This is a genomic window from Limosilactobacillus agrestis (assembly GCF_014145585.1).
GTDB classification, from domain to species: domain Bacteria; phylum Bacillota; class Bacilli; order Lactobacillales; family Lactobacillaceae; genus Limosilactobacillus; species Limosilactobacillus agrestis.
This window is the reverse complement of record NZ_JACIVF010000006.1, coordinates 1-18,715: the sequence shown is the minus strand read 5'-3', so window position 1 is coordinate 18,715 and position 18,715 is coordinate 1. Positions and strand designations below refer to the sequence as shown.

Here is an 18,715-nt window from a genome sequence, read left to right as displayed (position 1 = left end):
TGAATCAACTAGTGCCTCAGTAAGCGCAAGTGAATCAACTTCAGCTTCAGTAAGTGGCAGTGAATCAACTAGTGCTTCAGTAAGTGCCAGTGAATCCACCAGTGCCTCAGTAAGTGCATCTGAATCAACTAGTGCCTCAGTAAGTGCCAGTGAATCCACCAGTGCATCAGTAAGTGGCAGTGAATCCACTAGTGCCTCAGTAAGTAGTACATCTGAATCCACAAGTGCTTCAGTAAGTGCAAGTGAATCCACTAGTGCCTCAGTAAGCACAAGTGAATCCACTAGTGCTTCAGTAAGCGCCAGTGAATCCACAAGTGCTTCGGTAAGTGTATCTGAATCAACTAGTGCCTCAGTAAGTAGTACATCTGAATCCACAAGTGCTTCAGTAAGTACCAGCGAATCAACCAGCGTGCTGGCAAGTGTTAGTGATTCTACCCTTAGTTCAATGAGTAGTACGGCTACATCAGTTGCTTCATCAACTATTAGTAGCACAAGTACTACAACTAAGACTTCTGGAACTGCTTCATCAGTAAACAAGAAGCTTCCACAAACTGGTAATGTTAATAAGAATACTACCGGTCTTGGAGCTGTATTTGGAGCATTAGCTGCAATGTTTGCACTAGGCGGTAAGAAGCGTCGTAATGATAATGATTAAAAATTAACTGTTATTCCTTAATCCTCTCTAAATAAAAAGGCTCCCACTAAGTAGGAAATTCCTATCTAGTGGGAGTCTTTTTATGATTTCACGCTACGTAGCGTTAATAGAAGAATTGAAGGCTGTATCTTCTAATTTTAATGTTGTGTAAATTAGATGAAATGCTAAGATAAATGTGTTTATGCCATAATGGTAGGCTTTCCAAGTTAATCATACTATTTAATTATGATACTAATAGAAGCTAATTAGTTGATGAAGGCTATCTTTGGAAGTTTACAGGGATTGATTATTGTTTAAATTTAGCGGAAATAAACCATCCTGATTAGGTAAGTAATAATAACTTGAATCATATTGTCACTCTCTAGGCCATAATGATCCTTCTTTTAATAATGACTAAGAAGTGAAAATAACAATGAGACTGATAAGTTCAACTTAAATTTAGAAGTTAGAGAAAAAGCTATAAATTAAACGAAGAAATTTGACATGAGAGTTTTTAAGTAGCCTGTATCTGGTTGCTTAAAAGGAGATTAATTGATTTATCCTTGATTAATCTATCGTTAAAATTTTAAAATGAATAATAAATTATTATGAATAAGGGCGGTTCAATATGTATAATTTAAATTTTTTAACAGATCTAACCGGACCTAATTTGGATCCTTATGTACGCCTGAATGAAGCACAACTCTTCCATGCCTGGGAACCGCAGCCCGGTTTATTTATTGCCGAGAGTCCCAAGGTCATTGAACGTGCTATACGAGCAGGGTATCAGCCAGCTTCATTATTGGTAGAAGATAAGGCTTTGAAACGTGATTTGACTGATTTAGGTCGTGAAATGGCGGCTAACCATACGAAAGGCTTAAATCAAACTCCCATTTATGTAGTTAATAGCGAATTACTTCAGCAGTTATCTGGTTATAATCTTTTACGAGGAGCGCTTGCAGCAATGCACCGTGTTGAACGGCCGAGCCTCCCTGACTTCTTAGCAACAATGCCTACTGAGCAACCACGAATTGCGGTACTTGAAAATGTAGTTAACCCAACAAATATCGGAGCAATTTTCCGTTCAGCAGCCGCCCTAGGAATAGATGGGATAATTGTAACCAGTGACTCAGCAGATCCCCTTTATCGACGGGCCTCTCGGGTAGCGATGGGAACAGTTTTCCAAGTACCCTGGACCTATGTTGATGCGAAAATTTGGCGAACTAACGGGGTGAGACTTCTTCAACAGTTTGGCTACCAGACGGCTGCAATGGCTCTTCGTCATAATACTGTTAATATCGATGATCCTCGATTGAAAATGGCACATAAACTAGCTATTATTCTTGGCTCAGAAGGTCCTGGTTTAAGAGAAAATACAATTATGCAAAGTGATTTTACAATTAAGATTCCGATGGCACCAGGAGTTGATTCCTTAAATGTAGCGGCCGCTTCTGCCTTGGCCTTTTGGGAGCTAGGAAAGCAAAAAATTAAATAACAATATAGGGCAGCCGCCTCTAAAATTTTAAATTTGGAGAGGTGCTATACCATTTATATGCAAAGTAGAATTAAAGTAACTAATCTAACATTGAAACAGGCATTACTTCGCCGACAAAGCATTAATAAACGAAAGGCTGCTCATTTTCAGGTTGAATTACCACAGAAGGTTTTGGATGTTTTGCTAGAATTATCATAAATAGTTTGAGATTAGTTCGAAGTAAGTTTTTGCTTCACCTTTTTTAGCTATAAAAAAATGATATTAATTTTATTTGAGGTGTTCTCACTAACGTTCATTCTTAAACGACCTATCTCAAATTACATGTATTATAAAATATAAAGTGTTAGTAAACATTTAACATATCAATTATCTTCCTTTAAAATAGTAAGAATAAAATAGTAAGAAAAAAGGGTGATGATTAGTTTGGATGAGCAACAAAGTAATGGAAAAATTAGGCATACTTTGAAGACTCGGCACCTCTCAATGATTGCATTAGGAGGGACGATCGGAACGGGGCTATTTATAGCAAGTGGTTCAGCAATTACAACAGCAGGACCTGGTGGTAGCCTTATCGCTTATTTTATTATGGGATTGATGGTCTACTTCTTAATGACTAGCTTAGCTGAAATGGCAACTTATAATCCGCGCAGTGGGTCGTTTGCTGAATACGCAAATCGTTATGTTGATCCGGCGTTAGGGTTTGCGATGGGCTGGAATTATTGGTTTTGTGGCGCAATTACGGTAGCTGTTGAATTATCAACGGTTGGGATTGTAATGAACTTTTGGTTTCCCCAGATACCATCCTGGATTTTCAGCGTTTTAGCATTTATTATTATCTTTATTATTAATTACTTTTCTGTCCGTTCCTATGGTGAAACAGAATTTTGGCTTTCGTTATTGAAAGTAGCAGCAGTTATTATCTTTGTCATTGTAGGAGCAGCACTTATTTTAGGCTGGATTGGCAATCATCCAGCAATTGGGTTTAAGAATTTCACCTATAAACAGGCCCCCTTTGTTAATGGGGTGGCTGGAATTATCAGTGCCTTTGTTATTTCTGGTTTTTCCTTCCAAGGTACCGAGATGGTAGGGATTGCCGCTGGGGAATCGGCTGATCCTAAACATAGTATTCCTACTGCAATTCATGCAACATTTTGGCGGATACTTCTTTTTTATATTTTAACAATCTTTATTATTGCTTGTGTTTTACCATATACAAACAAGAATCTCTTGAGTTCTGACGTTCACGATATTATTAAAAGTCCCTTTACCTTAATTTTTCAATATGCTGGCTTGAGGTCTGCTGCTGGTATAATGAATTTTGTTATTTTAATTGCTGTACTGTCTTCTGCTAACTCGTGGCTTTATGCCATCTCGCGGATTCTATTTTCACAGTCAATGGAAGGCTTTGTGTGGAAAGGTTTTAGGAAAGTTAATCGTCGTGGGATTCCGATTGTTAGCTTCGTTGCAATGGCTGGGCTAAGCTTGGCATTGTGGTCTCTACAGTTTATTGGCCCCAATGTTTATAATTACTTAATCTCTGCCAATAGTTTGGGGGGCTTTATGGAATGGCTTGGAATCGCAATTGCTCATTATCGCTTTCGTCGTGGGTATTTAAAACAAGGGCATGCTATTAGTGAGTTAGATTATCATGCTGGTTTATTTCCTTTTGGCACTATTTTTGCCTTTATTTTGTGTGTGATTGTTATTGCTGGACAAAATGTTACTGCCTTTTTAAAACTAGATTGGTCTAATATCTTGATTACCTATATGAGTGTACCGTTATTTATTGTTTTGTACCTTTACTATAAAGTACGGCACCATACTCATTTGGTTCCCCTTGATAAAATGAAATTGAAATAAAATATTATGGTAGGACTTTTCCTCATTAAGGAAAGAGAACCTGACTGATAGCAGTGTATGTTTGATTTTGCACATATGCTGCTTTTTTAATCTGATTATTAAGCGATAGCAAGAATTATAAAATTGTAATAATAAATTTTCTTTTGTAAAGTGAATGATGATATGATAGTCTTATAATTGGGGGATTTTAATTGTTTATAGGAGGATAATTCAATGGATAAAAAAGGGCAAAAGAAAACACAGGCAACGACGACGAGAACATGGTGGAACAAGAATAAGAGTTTATCTATTCTTGGGGGAATTGTTGTTATGGTGTTAATTATTGCCTGTGGATGGCTCATTATTCATCCCCGATTGTATGGAAGTTATAACGGTTATCTTGATGGGAAAAAAGAAGTAAAGCTGGTTATTCAAAAAGAAAAAGGGGATACTAAGCACGGCTATCTTCAGTATTATGCCTCATCAGATGCTGGTCGGGCGATGAAGCGGTTTACTACGGCATTGAATAAAAATGAGTCGACTATTAATGAATTTGGTAGTGAACTTAAAGATAGTGATTCACTGGATGTAAAAAAGTTAATGCAGAGTGACCTTTACAAGGAATATTTAGAGAAAGAAAAAATGCCAGTTTTGGTCGTTAAGCATAAGGGCAGTTGGTATCTTCAATTAGACGAGGGTAAGTATACAGAGGCCGGATTTGATAAGGCTGATATTGATGATATGTTTAATACAATTTCTAAAAAGGGAAAGTATTCAGAAGAAAATAAAATCAGCTATGGTTTCCATAAACTAATAATTGGAACCAAAAAGAAAAATAATACTTTATATCGTGCTAATTACTCTCCTAAAGATCCGGAAAACTGGACAGAAAAGAAATACGAACGGGAAACTGTTGATAATTTTAATGAGGCTACTGATAAGTTAGATGAGCTTTCGTCACTTGTCGAAACCATGCGAGGCTTTGCAGCACTAAATGAACTTGACAATTTATTAGATGCACTCGGTGACGAAGATACAAATGCTGATGCGGATACTAAGGCTGATAGCAATAGTATTAGCGATGATGATACTGAAGATGTTAATTATGTACCAGCATTTCAGCATCAACATTTAGTGTTAGAATAAGTACTTAGCAAGTAACAATAGGCCGCTAATGTTCGGTTTTACCGAGCGTTGGCGGCCATTGTCGTACTGCGCTATTTATATTAAGATTTATGCTAAAACCGGTCAAAACGTCCATCGTGATCATTTTGGGGATTAATTTATAGGAAAATTAAATTTGTGGAAGTAATTTTATTGTTAAAGAGATAAAATTCTATTTAGAAAAAAGTAAATGATTAAAGTTCGGGGGAATTAATATGACAAATACAACTAATGATCATGGTTGGCTTTTTACGCAGCTTTTTAGTAATTGGAAGAAGTTTGAGATAATTTACGTAACAATTTTGCTCTTACTTCAAGTATGTGTTTATTTAATTGCGCCAGATAGTTGGATTGGAATGCTTTCTGGTGTCTTTGGGACGATTGCACTAGTCTACGGGATGAAAGGTCGAAAAGTAACCTTTATTTTCGGCTTCATTCAGTGTGTTGCGATGACTTATATTGCTTGGCAAAGTCACACTTGGGGAACATTTGTAATGGACATTTTCTACGTGATTTCTCAACCAATTGGCTGGTTCATGTGGGGTCACGATGATGCAACTAAGCGTTTTAGCCCCCAAGCACGGCGCTGGGTTTTTGTGGGAGTGGTAATTGCTTATTTCATCGGTTGGTATGTGATTGGTCTCTTCCATGGACAACTTCCATATTTTGATTCATTTAATTTAGTAGTTAGCTTTATTGCTCAATTGCTTTACATCCTTAAATACCAGGAAAACTGGTCACTATGGATTTGGGTTAACACCGCAAATATTATTTACTGGATTATTTTGGCAATTCGTTTCCAAATGGGTGTACACATCGGGACTTTCGGTGGTGACCTATCACAAATCGCCTTGCAAGCAGCCTTATTGTTTAATTCCATTTATGCAACAAAAGTATGGGCTAGTGGTGAAGCTGATAATGAAGGCGGTACAACCGATTAATAAGGAATTCTAAAATATCAACATATCTTTGGAATTGTTTTAGATTTAGTACTAGTGCAACGGTTGTTTGTTCTTTAATTTTATCAAGGTGAGTGCTATCTATTATTAATTATCATTCACGTTATACTAGGAAAAACTTCTTATAGCTGTCATGTAGGAATAATAAGCAATAAAAGAGAGTTTATTTTATAACAAGAATTGAAACTCAAATAATCCTTTGCTATACTACAATTTGTAGATATGCCTTTTGTTTATCAGAAGGTACGTTCGAAGGTAGGTTGCTGGAAAAATACTGATTTCCTCGGTATTTTTCCAGCATTTTTTATTTATACGAAAGGAGCTAAGGATATGTCTAAATTTCGCTTGCAGTCCGTTGTCTTTGTCTTAACCGCATTTTTATTAGGATGTAATGAATTTATGGTTGTGGGGGTTATTTCTGATATTGCCCAAAGTTACCATGCTTCATTATCAACGGTTGGTTTTTTGGTTACTAGTTTTGCAATTATTTATGCTATCTGTACGCCTTTAATTACTACTTTGACAGGTAAATTTGATCGTTTTAAGGTTTTAATGGTACTGATGTTAATCTTTTTAATCGGTAACACGTTGACCGCTGTGGCGCCTAACCTATTTTGGCTATTTGTTTCGCGGATTGTAACAGCCGCGGTTGCGGGAACAATTATTTCACTGATTCTTGTGTTTGTAAGTATGATTGCACCAATTGAAAAACGAGCAATGCTGGTTGCTTCGACTTTCGCCGGCTTTAGTATTGCTACGATTGTGGGAGTCCCCGTTGGAACAGCAATTAGCAATGCTTTTTCATGGCGGGATAGCTTTGCGTTAATCTCGGTTTTAACCGTAATTATTTGTGGCTTCTTGTATTGGCTAATACCGCGCAATAGCCGTCAAGCAAATGCGTCATTGGGTAACCAAGTCCAACTTTTTAAGGATCGGCGAATAGTTCTTGGAGTTGTTGTGATGATAACCTTAATGTCCGCCGAATACACATTCTATACTTATGTTCGTCCAATTATTACCAACGTCCTTGGCTTTAGTACAACTAACTTAACATGGTTATTAGGAATTATCGGAGTTACGTTTATTCTTGGTAATATATGTGCCGGAATAATCGTAAATCATTTTGGAATCACTAAACTTACTATTATTAGTAGTACCGTCCTTATTTGTTTATTATTGATGAATGCGATGTTTCATGTTGCATGGTTAGGGATCCTTTTACTATGTGTTATTTGTTTTGTTCTGGGGATGCCAGGTTCGATTTTACAAGTAATGTTTCTTAACATTGCTGATCAGGACTATCCAGAAGCAATGAATCTCGCTTCGTCATTAAACCCGATTTGTACTAACGTGGGGGTATCAATTGGTTCCTTAACCGCATCGATCAGTATCAATTTTGTTCAAATTAACCAGATTGGGTACGTTGGAGCAATCTATGCCTTAATCGCAGTTTTTGGTTCACTTTATCTGATTAAAACAAGCGCCAAACAGAAATGATTATATGCATTTGAAGAATTATTCCAATAGCAGTAAAATTGTTTCTGTATTAATTGGTTTGATATTATTAGGGAGGATAATTTTATGAAGTTAAGTAAGAAGCAACTAGCAGCAACCTTAATGACTGCTGTTTTAGCGGGGTCCGTAATAATCGGCTCGGCGGCAACTGTTGAGGCTGATAATGCCAGTGGATCACCAGAAGAGCAGGCTGATATTACTAATTGGATTGCCAATACCCCCGAGCAAATTTCTAATAACATGGCGATGCAACACATTAATACTAATGACCTTAATGGCACTCGTTATATTATTCAGTGGGGTGATACTTTATCAGGGATCTCAGCCGCAACTGGAATTTCTGTGGCTAAACTTTGCTACGATAATAACATTCAAAATGCTAATTTGATTTTTGCCGGGAATGTTCTTATCTTAAACCGTGAAGGAAGTGTTCCAGCTGGTTATGATCCCAATGTAAATCCAAACGTTGTTGCCCAGACCAAAATTACAATTAATAACGGACCAACAACTGTAAATATTGCCGTTCAACCACAATCTGTTGTTAAGAACTACGATAATTCTGACAATTCTGATCATTCGACAACAATTTACAAGGCGGGCGCGGTAAATTCATTTAATAATAACGACAATGATAATGAACAAAGTGATAGTCAGTCTAGTTCAACTAAGTCTGCTAAGCATAAAAAACATCAATCTTCATCAATCGATGCTTCTGACATTGTAAGTGGCTTAAATGATGCCAATGATAATGATAATTTATCCTTTGACGAGGGGGATGGCGGTAGTGACGCTGATGAACTTAATGTTGATTCAGCAGCTATCTTAAAGGATGCTAAGAAGGATGACTATGATGCGATCCTTAATGAAATCGAAAGTGCACTAGGTTCAAAAGCCAAGAAGGATACAACAGTTTATATTGAAAAAGATGGCAACAAGATCCACGTCTATGCTAGTGTTAATGATGACGCTGATAGTAGCAGTAGTAGCAATAAGGACGACGAAGATAGCGATAGTAGTAGCAGTAGCAGTGAAAGTAGCCGTGACAGTAGTCAAAGCAACAGTGATGATGAAGATAGCAACAGTCAAGCTACTATAAGCGACCACGATACCGATACGTCTGATGATGAGTAATAGGGGATAAAAATGCAAAAAAAGACAAAAGTTATTATTTCTGTTTTAGTAGCAGTAATGGTTGTTATTGGCTGCTTTTATCTCTATGCCAGTCGGACAGTGGCTAAACGCCTTCCTGGTCACGTTTATGAGTATACATCAGTGTCTGGTAATCAAAATGCCTATATGACCTTTGCCACAAGTGGAGATCAGGTTGTTGTTACCCCCGACAGGGATACCGCAATCAAAGCAAGTAATAGTACCAGTGATTTTCAACAAGCCTATCAAGATAATGCCAAAGATGGTAAGTGGAATTATAAGGCTCAAGGAAATCGGCTGACCCTTTCAAAACTTCAAGATGGGAAAGTCTCAATGTGGCAATATAATAATATGCTAGCATTAGGTAAAAAGATGCGGTCTGGTAACTTCACTTATCAGATTGCCAATGCCGGTCAAGGAATTGATCATAAGGCAACTAAGTTTGAACAAATTCGATGATAAAGTTAAATAAAAAGGGATTGTGACATAAGTCAGGTTCCTTTCATAAAAGAAAGCACAGTACAACAATAGGCCGCCAACGCTCGGTAAAACCGAACATTGGTGGCCTATTCTATTGTTGCTTGCGGGGCTCTCGGAGGCTAGCTTTCGCGTCGAAAAACGAAATTACGAGTGACTTCTGGCTCGCCCCTGAACTAATCTTAGGTTGTTTATTATGGATATGAGATATTCTCATTTAAAATAAAAACGCTATGACAAAAATCTTAAACTTATCTAAAGCCCCATCAGTTCAACAATTAATCATGATAAAATAACCATACATTAATATATTAGAATTTTGTTGTTAGGAATGAGAGATGATTAAGGAGAAAATATAATGGCAATTTACTTACGACGAGCAACTCAGGATGATCTTCACAGTGTGATGACAATTATTGAGCAAGCACGAACACAATTAAAAGAAAAGGGTAACCCACAATGGCAAGATGGTCATCCTTTCCCAAAAACGATGGAAAATGATATTAAAGCTGGCTATAATTGGGTGCTGATTGATAACCAAAAAATTGTTGGGACGGCTACTTTGCAACTAACTCCGGAACAAACATATGAAGATATTAAAGATGGATCATGGTTAAAGCCCAATGAGCCATATGCAATCATTCATCGATTAGCAGTTCTTCCTTCCCAAAATGGTCAAGGCTTTGGAAAATATATCTTCTCCAATTTACTGACGGTTGGTTATTTACAGGGAGTAAGGAATTTTCGTTATGATACTCATTATAAAAATATTCCTGTTCAAAAAATAGGCCAAAGTATTGGTTTTATAAAACGTGGAACGATTTATATTGATGACAAAATTGACAAAAAACATATGGGTTTTGAACTTAACTTAAAATAATGAGAGTGGGAAATAACCACAGGGCTTGAGTCTCAGTACGAACAATAATCAGCCCGTGTCGTATTAATTATTGTTCTAGCTTAGTCCACCACCTTGTCGAGAGAGTTTTTTTCTACTCTCTCTTTCTATCAGGTTCACAGGGTCGAGGTCCCCTCCCAACTTGTCTGTAAGTTCCTCCACATTTATGTAATTTAATCTAATATTATTAGTAAATCTCCGGTGAATATTAATTAATGGCCCTAATTTACTGATTAAGCCAGACACGTTTCCTGTGATGTGATATAGTAAGGGTGTAATTTTTAAGTAAAGCGAGGGAAAATCATGGCTAAATACACTGTTGAATTAAGTGAAGAAGATATCCAAATGATCAAGGATTGTCATTCAAAGAATCCTTCTATCATGAAGGCAATGAACAACGCTAAAAAAGTTGAAGATTAATAGGTAGACTGGAAAGAAGAAAGTATTCTTTCCGGTTTTTATTTACGTTTCGGGAGGATAAAATTGAAAAAATTAATAGGAGTTCTTGCGATTGCTGGCATGGGCCTTGCCCTAACTGGTTGTGGAAACCAAAACACTCAAAATAATAGCAGCACTGCAAAGAATAATTCGGAGGTTAGTAGCGGTCAAAGTACTACCACTACTAATAATTCAAGCAATAGGAGTGAGATGCACCACGAACGTTCGTTATGGAATAATCAAAAGAACGAACAGTTGGCATCATTTATGCAAAAATGGGGACCAACAATGCACCAATCCTATGAGCAATATGATGGTCAAAATGAATTGAAGGTTTCGACAGGAATAACGTACCCTGATGGTTTAAGCAAAGAATTAGTAGAGGGCCAGTCTGGTTTGATTGGCTGGGCACCATCTGGCAAAGGTGATTATGAATATAATGTTGTTGCTATCTATAATCATGACGGGACAGAACCGCCATTGCCGAATCGAATTACATACTTCTTTGCCTTCCACAATGGTAAACCAGTTGTATTAGTTGACCAATCAAATAACGGTGATCCAGATTGTCATCCAACGACTAATACGGATCTTGAGAGCAATTTTGAACGAATCGCAACAGAATCTACTAAATAATCTTGGAAATAGATCCTTTAGTTTGTTATACTAAAATTAGTTTCGCGTATAATGGTCCAGCAAACTCAATTTGAGTGGCTGGACTTTTTTTGTTATTAATAAAGGAGAAAATATAAATGAAAGACTTTTATTTAAAATTACCGCAAAATAGAAATGAATTTGTCCTGTTTTTACTGATTGTTTCAATTATTTCTGTTAATATCATTGCACCAATAATTGGAATGTTGGAAACAGGATTTACGATCCAGCATTATAAACAAGTTTTAGCAGTAATCCCAGAAATGTGGCTAAGCATTATTATCGTTGTGCTATTGGCGAGCAAACCGGCTAGTTTCTTAAAAGAATCGATTGTTAGTGAAAAAGACAGTTTTAATACTCAAATTACAATTAATATCCTGTGCAATGTATTGATTGTTTCAGCTGTTATGACTATGATTGGGACATGGATTGGGCAACAGCAAGTTTTTACATTACCACTACATACTTATTTTAATAACTGGCCACGTAACTTTGCGATTGCCTTTGTAGTTGAAGCATTGATTGCTCAGCCAATTGCACGGCAAGTACTTTTATATCACCATTTAAAAGCAATTAAAAATTAAGATATTTAAAATAAAAATAACCCCAATACGAGGTTATTTTTATTTTAGAAAGTTTAATTAGAGATTGTTTTGTAATTGTATTTGTATTAATGAATATTCTATCTCAAATCAACCAGCAAATTCTTAAAGTAGAAAATTATATGTTCAGTAATTATACGTCCTTCTAAATAGCTTAGGGGGATATATAAGTGAACAAAAAGTGACAAAAATTTACTAAACACACATTAAAGCTATTGATTAACCACTCCCTTCAAAAGAAGTATGCGAACGAAAATTATAAAAATAATTAACTGAATTTATTTATTGTGATCATAATACAATGATAGCTAAAATAATTCAATGAAATTTATTATATTCATTTGAATAGTGTGATTTGAACGCACATAAATTATGCAGATAATGAATGGAAGAATATCGATAAAAAGTATTTTTCTAATTGAAATTTGTGGTTTAAAATAATAAAAAAGGAGGCAATTTCAATGAAAAAAGCTATTTTTGAAAAGGCAGGTCAAATGAAAGTTGTTGATGTTGACCGTCCAACAATTGAAAAACCTGATGACGTGATTATTAAGGTAGTACGGACTTGTGTCTGTGGTTCTGATTTATGGAACTTCCGGGGAATTAATTCAGTTGAAAAAGATTCTGAAAACTCTGGGCATGAAGCAATTGGAATTGTTGAGGAAGTTGGTGAAGACATTACCACCGTCAAGCCTGGTGACTTTGTGATTGCTCCATTTACTCATGGATGTGGGCACTGTGCTGCTTGTCGTGCGGGCTTCGATGGTTCTTGTCAAAGTCACAGTGATAACTTTAGCTCTGGTGTGCAAGCTCAATACGTTCGGTTCCAACACGGTCAATGGGCGCTTGTTAAAGTTCCAGGCAAGCCAAGCGACTACAGTGAAGGAATGCTTAAGTCCCTCTTGACGCTTGCCGATGTTATGGCTACTGGTTATCATGCTGCACGAGTTGCTAACGTTAGTGATGGTGACACGGTTGTTGTAATGGGTGACGGTGCTGTTGGTCTTTGTGCGATTATTGCTGCTAAGATGCGGGGCGCTAAGAAGATCATTTCTACTAGTCGCCATGCTGACCGTCAAGCTCTTGCTAAGGAATTTGGTGCTACTGACAATGTTGTGGAACGTGGTGACGAAGCAGTTCAAAAGATCATGGAACTTACAAATGGTGCCGGTGCTGATGCTGTCCTTGAATGTGTTGGTACTGAACAATCAACTGATACTGCCATGAAGGTTGGCCGGCCAGGTGCAATCGTTGGTCGAGTAGGCTTACCTCATACTCCAAAAATGGACATGACGGTACCATTCTATAACAATACGATTGTTGGTGGTGGTCCAGCATCAGTAACTACTTACGACAAGGATGTATTGTTGAAGGCGGTTCTTGATGGTGAGATTAACCCTGGTAAAGTCTTTACTAAGAGTTTCGCCCTTGACCAAATTCAAAAAGCTTATGAGGCAATGGATAAGCGTGAAGCAATCAAGTCTTACATTATTATGGATGGCTTTGAACGCGATTAATATTTAAAACTGATTGAAACAAAAGAGAGTGGAAAATAACCTTCTCGACAAGGCGGTGGACCAAGCTAGAATGATGATTAGCACGGCACGGGCTGATCATCGTTCGTACTGAGGCTCAAGCCTTGTGGCAACGCGAAGCTAGTTCCACATTATCTTACTATTGTTCGTGAAAACAGTTGAGGCTGAGAAAAAACAAAAGTTTTTCCCAACCTCTTTGCTATTTTAAAGTATAAAATCAATAAGCGTGCTAAAATACTGTGATAGAGAATAAGCGTAAACGGGATGATAAAATTGCGTCGGTATGTCTTTCTAGCACTGGCGATTGTCTTAAACTCAATTGGTCATTCAATGACGATTATAACAAACTTAGGGAGTATGCCCTGGCCCGCTTCCATCGTCAATATTATGCATACAATGGGCTGGAACATGACAGAGACAATTTTTACAGAGGGACTATTTGTAATTGGCCTTAATATTCTTTTAGTTGGTGAATTTGTTCCTAAAGAATTTGGCTGGGAATTAACGTTTTTAGTTCCGTACAGTATTTTAATGCAACTATTCGCGAAACTATGGCGATTTGGGGGAATGGCTACAATGAACATTTTTCTGCGTTTCGGTTTTGACCTACTCGGCTTAGTGATTGCCTTTGCTGGGTATGCTCTTTATCAGCAGTGTGATTGTTGTTTTCACCCTCACGATAAATTGACGGTCTATTTAAAGCGCCGCGCCAGTCTTAAATTCACGAAATACTTTAATATCGTCTTGCCCGTTATCATTATCTTGTTATGTTCTTTAAAAAATCATGCAATTTTTGCTTTTAATATTGGAACGGTGATCGGTTTTTTCTCTCAGAACTGGATTGTCAGTTTTTGGCAGGAACGCCTCGAACCATGTTGCCATTTCTAACTTTATGGAATGGGGATGATTAAATGCGTCGATTTTTAATAGCACTCTTAGTCGCGGGGATGGTTGGAATTGGCGATTATCATGTCCTTGCTGATGCAGATGTACCTTCCCAACCTTTCCAGTCATCTTTTTTTAGTCAGGATTCTTCTGATAATAATGATTTTCAGTTTTCTAATAGTGGACAACGACCAAATGCAGACCGGCTAAGAATCCCAGAAAATACACCGACACCGCTTGAGGGATTTAGGTGGAAGAAAAAGAATATTACTATTTACATGGAAACTGCTGATCCAAAACTAAGGTGGGCTTTTCGTGATGCGGTAAAGAAGTGGAATAAGACGAAAGCAGTTTATATCCGCTGGATTAAGAATGAAGATAAGGCCAATATTATTGCGGCTGATGGAGACTTGGCACGAAATAATACGGGAAACAATGGTGTTGGCTATACAACATCTGAACTCGGGTCAACCCAGACTGAATATGATCCGACCACAAATACCTTGCATAAGGCAACCTCAACTTTGGATCCTAATCAGTTAGACTATACTAATAAAGAATTTCGAAGTGAGGTTGCACAACATGAACTGGGACATGCACTTGGCTTGGCCCACGCTCCAGAATATGAGCATAGTGTGATGATTCCACGAAATATCAAAAACGGAATAACTAAAAATGATGTTAAAACGTTAAGAATGCTATATCATGACTAATTTTAAAATACGTGTTGACAATTAATAAGGATAAGGATATTATAATGACAATTGAATTAGAAAATGCTTAGAAAAGATGAGTAATTATTTAATCTCATTACAGAGAGCTAGAAAAGATGAGAACTAGTATGATGATGAATAACGAAGATGGTCTTGGAGCAGACTGAAGCTGTAAGCATACGTGTTAGCAGCAAGCGACTAGCACCCGTTACCGTGCTGGAGTATTTTTATGTACTTCTTGCGGGTCTTATTGTGAGATAAGGCTAAATTAGGGTGGTATCACGTTAATGAGTATTAGACGTCCCTAGGAATTGGTTTTATTGCCGTTTCCAGGGATTTTTTTTAGTTCCAAGATTTATCCTCATCTGGTAGAAAAGGAGAATTTTATTATGGCTAAAGTTGAAAGTTTTACATTAGATCACACAAAAGTTAAGGCACCTTACGTTCGGTTAATTACCGTTGAAGAAGGGCCAAAAGGGGACAAAATTAGTAACTATGATTTACGGTTAGTCCAACCAAATGAAAATGCAATTCCAACTGCTGGTTTGCATACGATTGAACACTTACTTGCTGGATTGCTTCGTGACCGTTTGGATGGTGTAATTGATTGCTCTCCATTTGGATGCCGGACTGGCTTTCACTTGATTACGTGGGGCGAACACTCAACTACTGAAGTTGCTAAGGCATTGAAGTCTTCACTTGAAGAAATTGCCTACAAGACTAAGTGGGAAGACGTTCAGGGAACAACAATTGAATCTTGTGGTAACTACCGTGATCATTCATTGTTCTCGGCTAAGGAATGGTCGAAGAAGATTCTTGATGAAGGAATTTCAGATAAGCCATTTGAACGGCACGTGGTTGAATAATAATAATTTTGGTAAACGCTGACTAAGGATTTCTCGAGAATAACGACATGTCGGATCCCGTTAGCTATTGTGATTAGTGATGGCAGATAGCGAAAACAAAAGTAAAGGGGAAGTTATGATGAGAAAGAAAAAATATACTGGTTGGTGGATTGTTGGTATTGTAGTAGTGATTTTAGTTGCGGCTGGTCTGAGTGTGAGTGCCAATGGTGGGTTTACCCACAACGATGAGATTACTGTTGGAACGATTGGCCCAGATGTGCAGGTCTGGCAACACATTGCAAATAGTAAACAGGCCAAAAGTGAAGGTTTAAAAATTAAGGTTAAGAGCTTTACGGATCCCGTAGCTTTAAACCGGGCGACCGCTAATGGCGAAATTGATGTTAATGCTTTCCAATCATGGTCATACTTGCAAGCTTATAATAAGGAAAATAAGAAAGCGCAGTTAGCAGCGATCGGAACTACCTATTTAGAACCAATGGGCTTATATTCAGATAAGTACAAGAGTATTAAAGCTATTCCGGATGGTGCAACTGTTGCGATTGCTAATAATCCAGCAAACACGGCGCGTGGGCTATTGCTTTTACAAAGTGCGGGTTTAATAAAATTGAAGCCGGGATTTAGTGCAACCAGTGGAACCAATGAGATTGCTGCAAATCCAAAGAACCTTCAATTTAAAGAAATTGATGATACCACTGGACCACGGGTATTAAGGTCAACTGATTTAGTATTAATCGGTAATACGATTGCTTTAACTGGTCATTTAAATGTGTTGAAAGATTCTATTTATCACGAAAAGGTTGATCAAAGTACGAAAAACAACATTAATGTTTTAGCAACCGCTAAGAAAAACAAGGATAACAAAGAATATAAAAAGTTGGTTAAGCTTTACCATAATAAGCAAATTCAACAATGGATTACTAAAAAGTATCAAGGAACCAAGGTTAATGTTAATAAACCGTTAAACTATCTTGAAAATTAATAATAAAATTTTACTTAATATAAAGGTAAATAATTCTATTGAGCATTTTAATTCAGAAGCGAGTATAATTAGGATAGTAAAGAATTAGTTTTAAATATTAGACATTAATTGAGTAAGGGAGCTAAAACCATGAAATGGGAAAGAAAACTTGCACAGAGTGTTGTTACTGTTATATTACAAGCATTAGTTGCACGACTTGTGTACCATTTGTTTGCAAAGAAGCAACCCCAAAACAACGAAAAGTAATGACTAATGTATGTTAGCAGATAATATTTGAAATGCCTCATAATTGTTAGACAGAAAATCTTAACAATTATGAGGCATTTTTTTGTATGGCTAAATATAAAATAGTGCGATGGACAGTGGCTTAACAGACTCATAGCAACAAATCTTAAGCATAGGAGGGGATAACGAGCAGAAATGTTCGCTATCTTTTTATTAAGTCTTAATAATCTTTTTAAGAAATATTGTCTTTGATGATAAACGGGAATGAAATGTTAATTAAACAAAATGTTCGCTTAATATTAAAAGATAATTAGAAATATAATTGACTTTTAATTGTTCGCCTATTAAACTAGCAACAATCATTAATCAAAAATAAATTATAAGGAGGCGTTAATGATGGAAAAGCAAGTTAGCAATCCTAAAGCTAATGCAACTTATCAAAGTTCATCGAAGGTCAAGGAAGTGGCCTATCGGATTTTTGCGGCGGTGGCCAATGCTATTCTAGTTATTCTTGGTGGCGGACTTTTAACTCAAACGATTGGTAACTTGATAGGGATTCATGTCTTGACCTTAATAGGTGGAGAAATCCAGGTATTATTAGCGCCTGCTATTGGGGTAGCAGTTGCGCTACAAATGAATACCAATACCTTAGTTACTTTTGTATCAATGGTTGCAGCAACGGTTGGTGCAAATGGGGTTCATTTTACTAACGTTGTTGTTAAAGGTGTGACGGCAACTGGCCATGTAGCTGTTTCCACGGTTGGAGCACCACTATTTACTACGGGACAGCCAGTTTCGGCAGTGCTTGCGGCTGTTGTGGCAGTCTTAGTTGGCAAATACTTGACTGGTAAGACACCATTAGATATGGTTCTCGTCCCATTTGGTACTTTAGCCGTTGGAATCGGTTTTGGCTTAGTAGTGGCGACAGTTGTTACACCGGCTTTACTTACTGTTTCCGCCTATATCACCCACAGCATGCAAGTTTCACCAGTTTTAGGATCAATGGTAATATCCATTGTGTGGGCCCTTTTTCTGATGACACCTGCATCTTCTGCAGCCTTAGCCGTTGCACTGATGCTTGATCCAATTTCATCGGCGGCTGCTTTGATCGGTACTACTGCTCAATTTGTCGGTTTTACTGCGATGTCATTTCGACAAAATAACCTTGGAGCAAATATTGCCCAAGGCCTTGTTACACCCAAGGTTCAATTCCCCAATTTGCTCATCAACCCATATTTGTTAGTCCCGACAGTTGTTTCAGCAGCTGTTTGTGCACCAATTGCAACAGTGCTATTTGGTTTCCGTTCGACACCAACTTTAGGGGGATTAGGACTAAACTCCTTGATTGCGCCAATTGCTTATCTATCACGTGGCTGGGCTCAGTTCAGCACGTACATGGTCTTTGGCATTATTGTTCCTGCTGTTCTTTCTGTTACTCTCTATCTTGTCTTAAAACGAGCAGGATTTATCGGCGAAAAACAATTACATCTTGAGTTGGTTTAGCAATACCGATAAAAAAACTGTTTGTCTATTGGAATTTTGACGTGTACCCCCAGAGTTGGAAATCAACTCTGGGGGTATTTTATATGACTAAAATTAGCGTTAAAACTAAACTTAAAGCTGTTGAAGAATATGCCAACGGTAATGTTACTTTAGCATCAGTTAGGCATAAATACGGGATTGCTGAA

At 37.3% G+C, this 18,715-nt stretch carries 19 protein-coding genes and 1 pseudogene; 19 read left to right on the top strand and 1 reads right to left on the bottom strand.

The features are described from left to right. On the bottom strand, positions 1–375 hold a 375-nt coding region (locus H5R88_RS09815; RefSeq protein WP_310735474.1), incomplete at its 3' end, for a hypothetical protein. A gap of 34 nt (positions 376–409) precedes the next feature. Between H5R88_RS09815 and H5R88_RS09810 the strand changes: the two genes are divergently transcribed. The 19 genes and pseudogenes from H5R88_RS09810 to H5R88_RS09620 all read left to right on the top strand — a co-directional run. Beyond that, positions 410–655: an LPXTG cell wall anchor domain-containing protein gene (locus tag H5R88_RS09810; protein WP_231794780.1), complete on the top strand. Its 246-nt coding sequence runs from the start codon at positions 410–412 to the stop codon at positions 653–655. 607 nt (positions 656–1,262) lie between these two features. Continuing rightward, on the top strand, positions 1,263–2,129 hold the full coding sequence (locus H5R88_RS00680) for a TrmH family RNA methyltransferase (protein ID WP_182600038.1): 867 nt from the start codon (positions 1,263–1,265) through the stop codon (positions 2,127–2,129). 57 nt (positions 2,130–2,186) lie between these two features. Beyond that, entirely contained in the window at positions 2,187–2,327 is a 141-nt protein-coding gene (locus H5R88_RS00675) for a hypothetical protein (protein ID WP_182600037.1), read from the top strand. Positions 2,328–2,543: 216 nt separating this feature from the next. After that, positions 2,544–3,989, top strand: a complete 1,446-nt coding sequence (locus H5R88_RS00670) for an amino acid permease (protein WP_182578335.1) — start codon at positions 2,544–2,546, stop codon at positions 3,987–3,989. Between the two features lie 213 nt (positions 3,990–4,202). Next, the gene (locus H5R88_RS00665; protein ID WP_182578284.1) at positions 4,203–5,114 is read left to right on the top strand and encodes a hypothetical protein; all 912 of its coding nucleotides are present in this window, start codon (positions 4,203–4,205) and stop codon (positions 5,112–5,114) included. A 233-nt stretch (positions 5,115–5,347) separates the two neighbouring features. Further along, a complete protein-coding gene (gene pnuC / locus H5R88_RS00660) occupies positions 5,348–6,073 on the top strand; it encodes a nicotinamide riboside transporter PnuC (RefSeq protein ID WP_182578285.1) in 726 nt (241 codons plus the stop codon). A gap of 348 nt (positions 6,074–6,421) precedes the next feature. Further along, on the top strand, positions 6,422–7,588 hold the full coding sequence (locus H5R88_RS00655) for an MFS transporter (protein ID WP_182578286.1): 1,167 nt from the start codon (positions 6,422–6,424) through the stop codon (positions 7,586–7,588). A gap of 84 nt (positions 7,589–7,672) precedes the next feature. Then, the gene (locus H5R88_RS00650; RefSeq protein WP_182600036.1) at positions 7,673–8,737 is read left to right on the top strand and encodes a LysM peptidoglycan-binding domain-containing protein; all 1,065 of its coding nucleotides are present in this window, start codon (positions 7,673–7,675) and stop codon (positions 8,735–8,737) included. 12 nt (positions 8,738–8,749) lie between these two features. After that, positions 8,750–9,214 (top strand): hypothetical protein, encoded by a 465-nt coding sequence (locus H5R88_RS00645; protein ID WP_182578288.1) that lies wholly within the window; start codon positions 8,750–8,752, stop codon positions 9,212–9,214. A 376-nt stretch (positions 9,215–9,590) separates the two neighbouring features. Next, on the top strand, positions 9,591–10,112 hold the full coding sequence (locus tag H5R88_RS00640; RefSeq protein ID WP_182578289.1) for a GNAT family N-acetyltransferase: 522 nt from the start codon (positions 9,591–9,593) through the stop codon (positions 10,110–10,112). Positions 10,113–10,613: 501 nt separating this feature from the next. Beyond that, the gene (locus H5R88_RS00635) at positions 10,614–11,204 is read left to right on the top strand and encodes a DUF4767 domain-containing protein (RefSeq protein ID WP_182578290.1); all 591 of its coding nucleotides are present in this window, start codon (positions 10,614–10,616) and stop codon (positions 11,202–11,204) included. Between the two features lie 116 nt (positions 11,205–11,320). Next, positions 11,321–11,806: a DUF2798 domain-containing protein gene (locus H5R88_RS00630; RefSeq protein ID WP_182600035.1), complete on the top strand. Its 486-nt coding sequence runs from the start codon at positions 11,321–11,323 to the stop codon at positions 11,804–11,806. A 479-nt stretch (positions 11,807–12,285) separates the two neighbouring features. Next, the gene (locus H5R88_RS00625; RefSeq protein ID WP_182600034.1) at positions 12,286–13,341 is read left to right on the top strand and encodes a zinc-dependent alcohol dehydrogenase family protein; all 1,056 of its coding nucleotides are present in this window, start codon (positions 12,286–12,288) and stop codon (positions 13,339–13,341) included. A gap of 282 nt (positions 13,342–13,623) precedes the next feature. After that, positions 13,624–14,247, top strand: a complete 624-nt coding sequence (locus tag H5R88_RS00620; protein WP_182578293.1) for a DUF6198 family protein — start codon at positions 13,624–13,626, stop codon at positions 14,245–14,247. A 23-nt stretch (positions 14,248–14,270) separates the two neighbouring features. Continuing rightward, a complete protein-coding gene (locus H5R88_RS00615) occupies positions 14,271–14,957 on the top strand; it encodes a matrixin family metalloprotease (protein WP_182600033.1) in 687 nt (228 codons plus the stop codon). A 389-nt stretch (positions 14,958–15,346) separates the two neighbouring features. Beyond that, positions 15,347–15,823, top strand: coding sequence for an S-ribosylhomocysteine lyase (locus H5R88_RS00610; protein WP_182600032.1), 477 nt, complete (start codon positions 15,347–15,349; stop codon positions 15,821–15,823). Positions 15,824–15,938: 115 nt separating this feature from the next. Beyond that, complete coding sequence (locus H5R88_RS00605) at positions 15,939–16,802, top strand: MetQ/NlpA family ABC transporter substrate-binding protein (RefSeq protein WP_182600031.1); 864 nt, start codon at positions 15,939–15,941, stop codon at positions 16,800–16,802. 618 nt (positions 16,803–17,420) lie between these two features. Further along, entirely contained in the window at positions 17,421–18,530 is a 1,110-nt protein-coding gene (locus H5R88_RS00600) for a PTS sugar transporter subunit IIC (protein WP_182600030.1), read from the top strand. Between the two features lie 83 nt (positions 18,531–18,613). Next, a pseudogene (locus H5R88_RS09620) lies at positions 18,614–18,715 on the top strand (helix-turn-helix domain-containing protein); the annotation flags it as partial.

Bases quoted from the DNA above. Each gene is read 5' to 3' on its own strand.
- H5R88_RS00680 (WP_182600038.1), top strand. From the start codon at position 1,263: ATGTATAATTTAAATTTTTTAACAGATCTAACCGGACCTAATTTGGAT.
- H5R88_RS00675 (WP_182600037.1), top strand. From the start codon at position 2,187: ATGCAAAGTAGAATTAAAGTAACTAATCTAACATTGAAACAGGCATTA.
- H5R88_RS00670 (WP_182578335.1), top strand. From the start codon at position 2,544: ATGATTAGTTTGGATGAGCAACAAAGTAATGGAAAAATTAGGCATACT.
- H5R88_RS00665 (WP_182578284.1), top strand. From the start codon at position 4,203: ATGGATAAAAAAGGGCAAAAGAAAACACAGGCAACGACGACGAGAACA.
- pnuC (WP_182578285.1), top strand. From the start codon at position 5,348: ATGACAAATACAACTAATGATCATGGTTGGCTTTTTACGCAGCTTTTT.
- H5R88_RS00655 (WP_182578286.1), top strand. From the start codon at position 6,422: ATGTCTAAATTTCGCTTGCAGTCCGTTGTCTTTGTCTTAACCGCATTT.
- H5R88_RS00650 (WP_182600036.1), top strand. From the start codon at position 7,673: ATGAAGTTAAGTAAGAAGCAACTAGCAGCAACCTTAATGACTGCTGTT.
- H5R88_RS00645 (WP_182578288.1), top strand. From the start codon at position 8,750: ATGCAAAAAAAGACAAAAGTTATTATTTCTGTTTTAGTAGCAGTAATG.
- H5R88_RS00640 (WP_182578289.1), top strand. From the start codon at position 9,591: ATGGCAATTTACTTACGACGAGCAACTCAGGATGATCTTCACAGTGTG.
- H5R88_RS00630 (WP_182600035.1), top strand. From the start codon at position 11,321: ATGAAAGACTTTTATTTAAAATTACCGCAAAATAGAAATGAATTTGTC.
- H5R88_RS00625 (WP_182600034.1), top strand. From the start codon at position 12,286: ATGAAAAAAGCTATTTTTGAAAAGGCAGGTCAAATGAAAGTTGTTGAT.
- H5R88_RS00620 (WP_182578293.1), top strand. From the start codon at position 13,624: ATGATAAAATTGCGTCGGTATGTCTTTCTAGCACTGGCGATTGTCTTA.
- H5R88_RS00615 (WP_182600033.1), top strand. From the start codon at position 14,271: ATGCGTCGATTTTTAATAGCACTCTTAGTCGCGGGGATGGTTGGAATT.
- H5R88_RS00610 (WP_182600032.1), top strand. From the start codon at position 15,347: ATGGCTAAAGTTGAAAGTTTTACATTAGATCACACAAAAGTTAAGGCA.
- H5R88_RS00605 (WP_182600031.1), top strand. From the start codon at position 15,939: ATGATGAGAAAGAAAAAATATACTGGTTGGTGGATTGTTGGTATTGTA.
- H5R88_RS00600 (WP_182600030.1), top strand. From the start codon at position 17,421: ATGATGGAAAAGCAAGTTAGCAATCCTAAAGCTAATGCAACTTATCAA.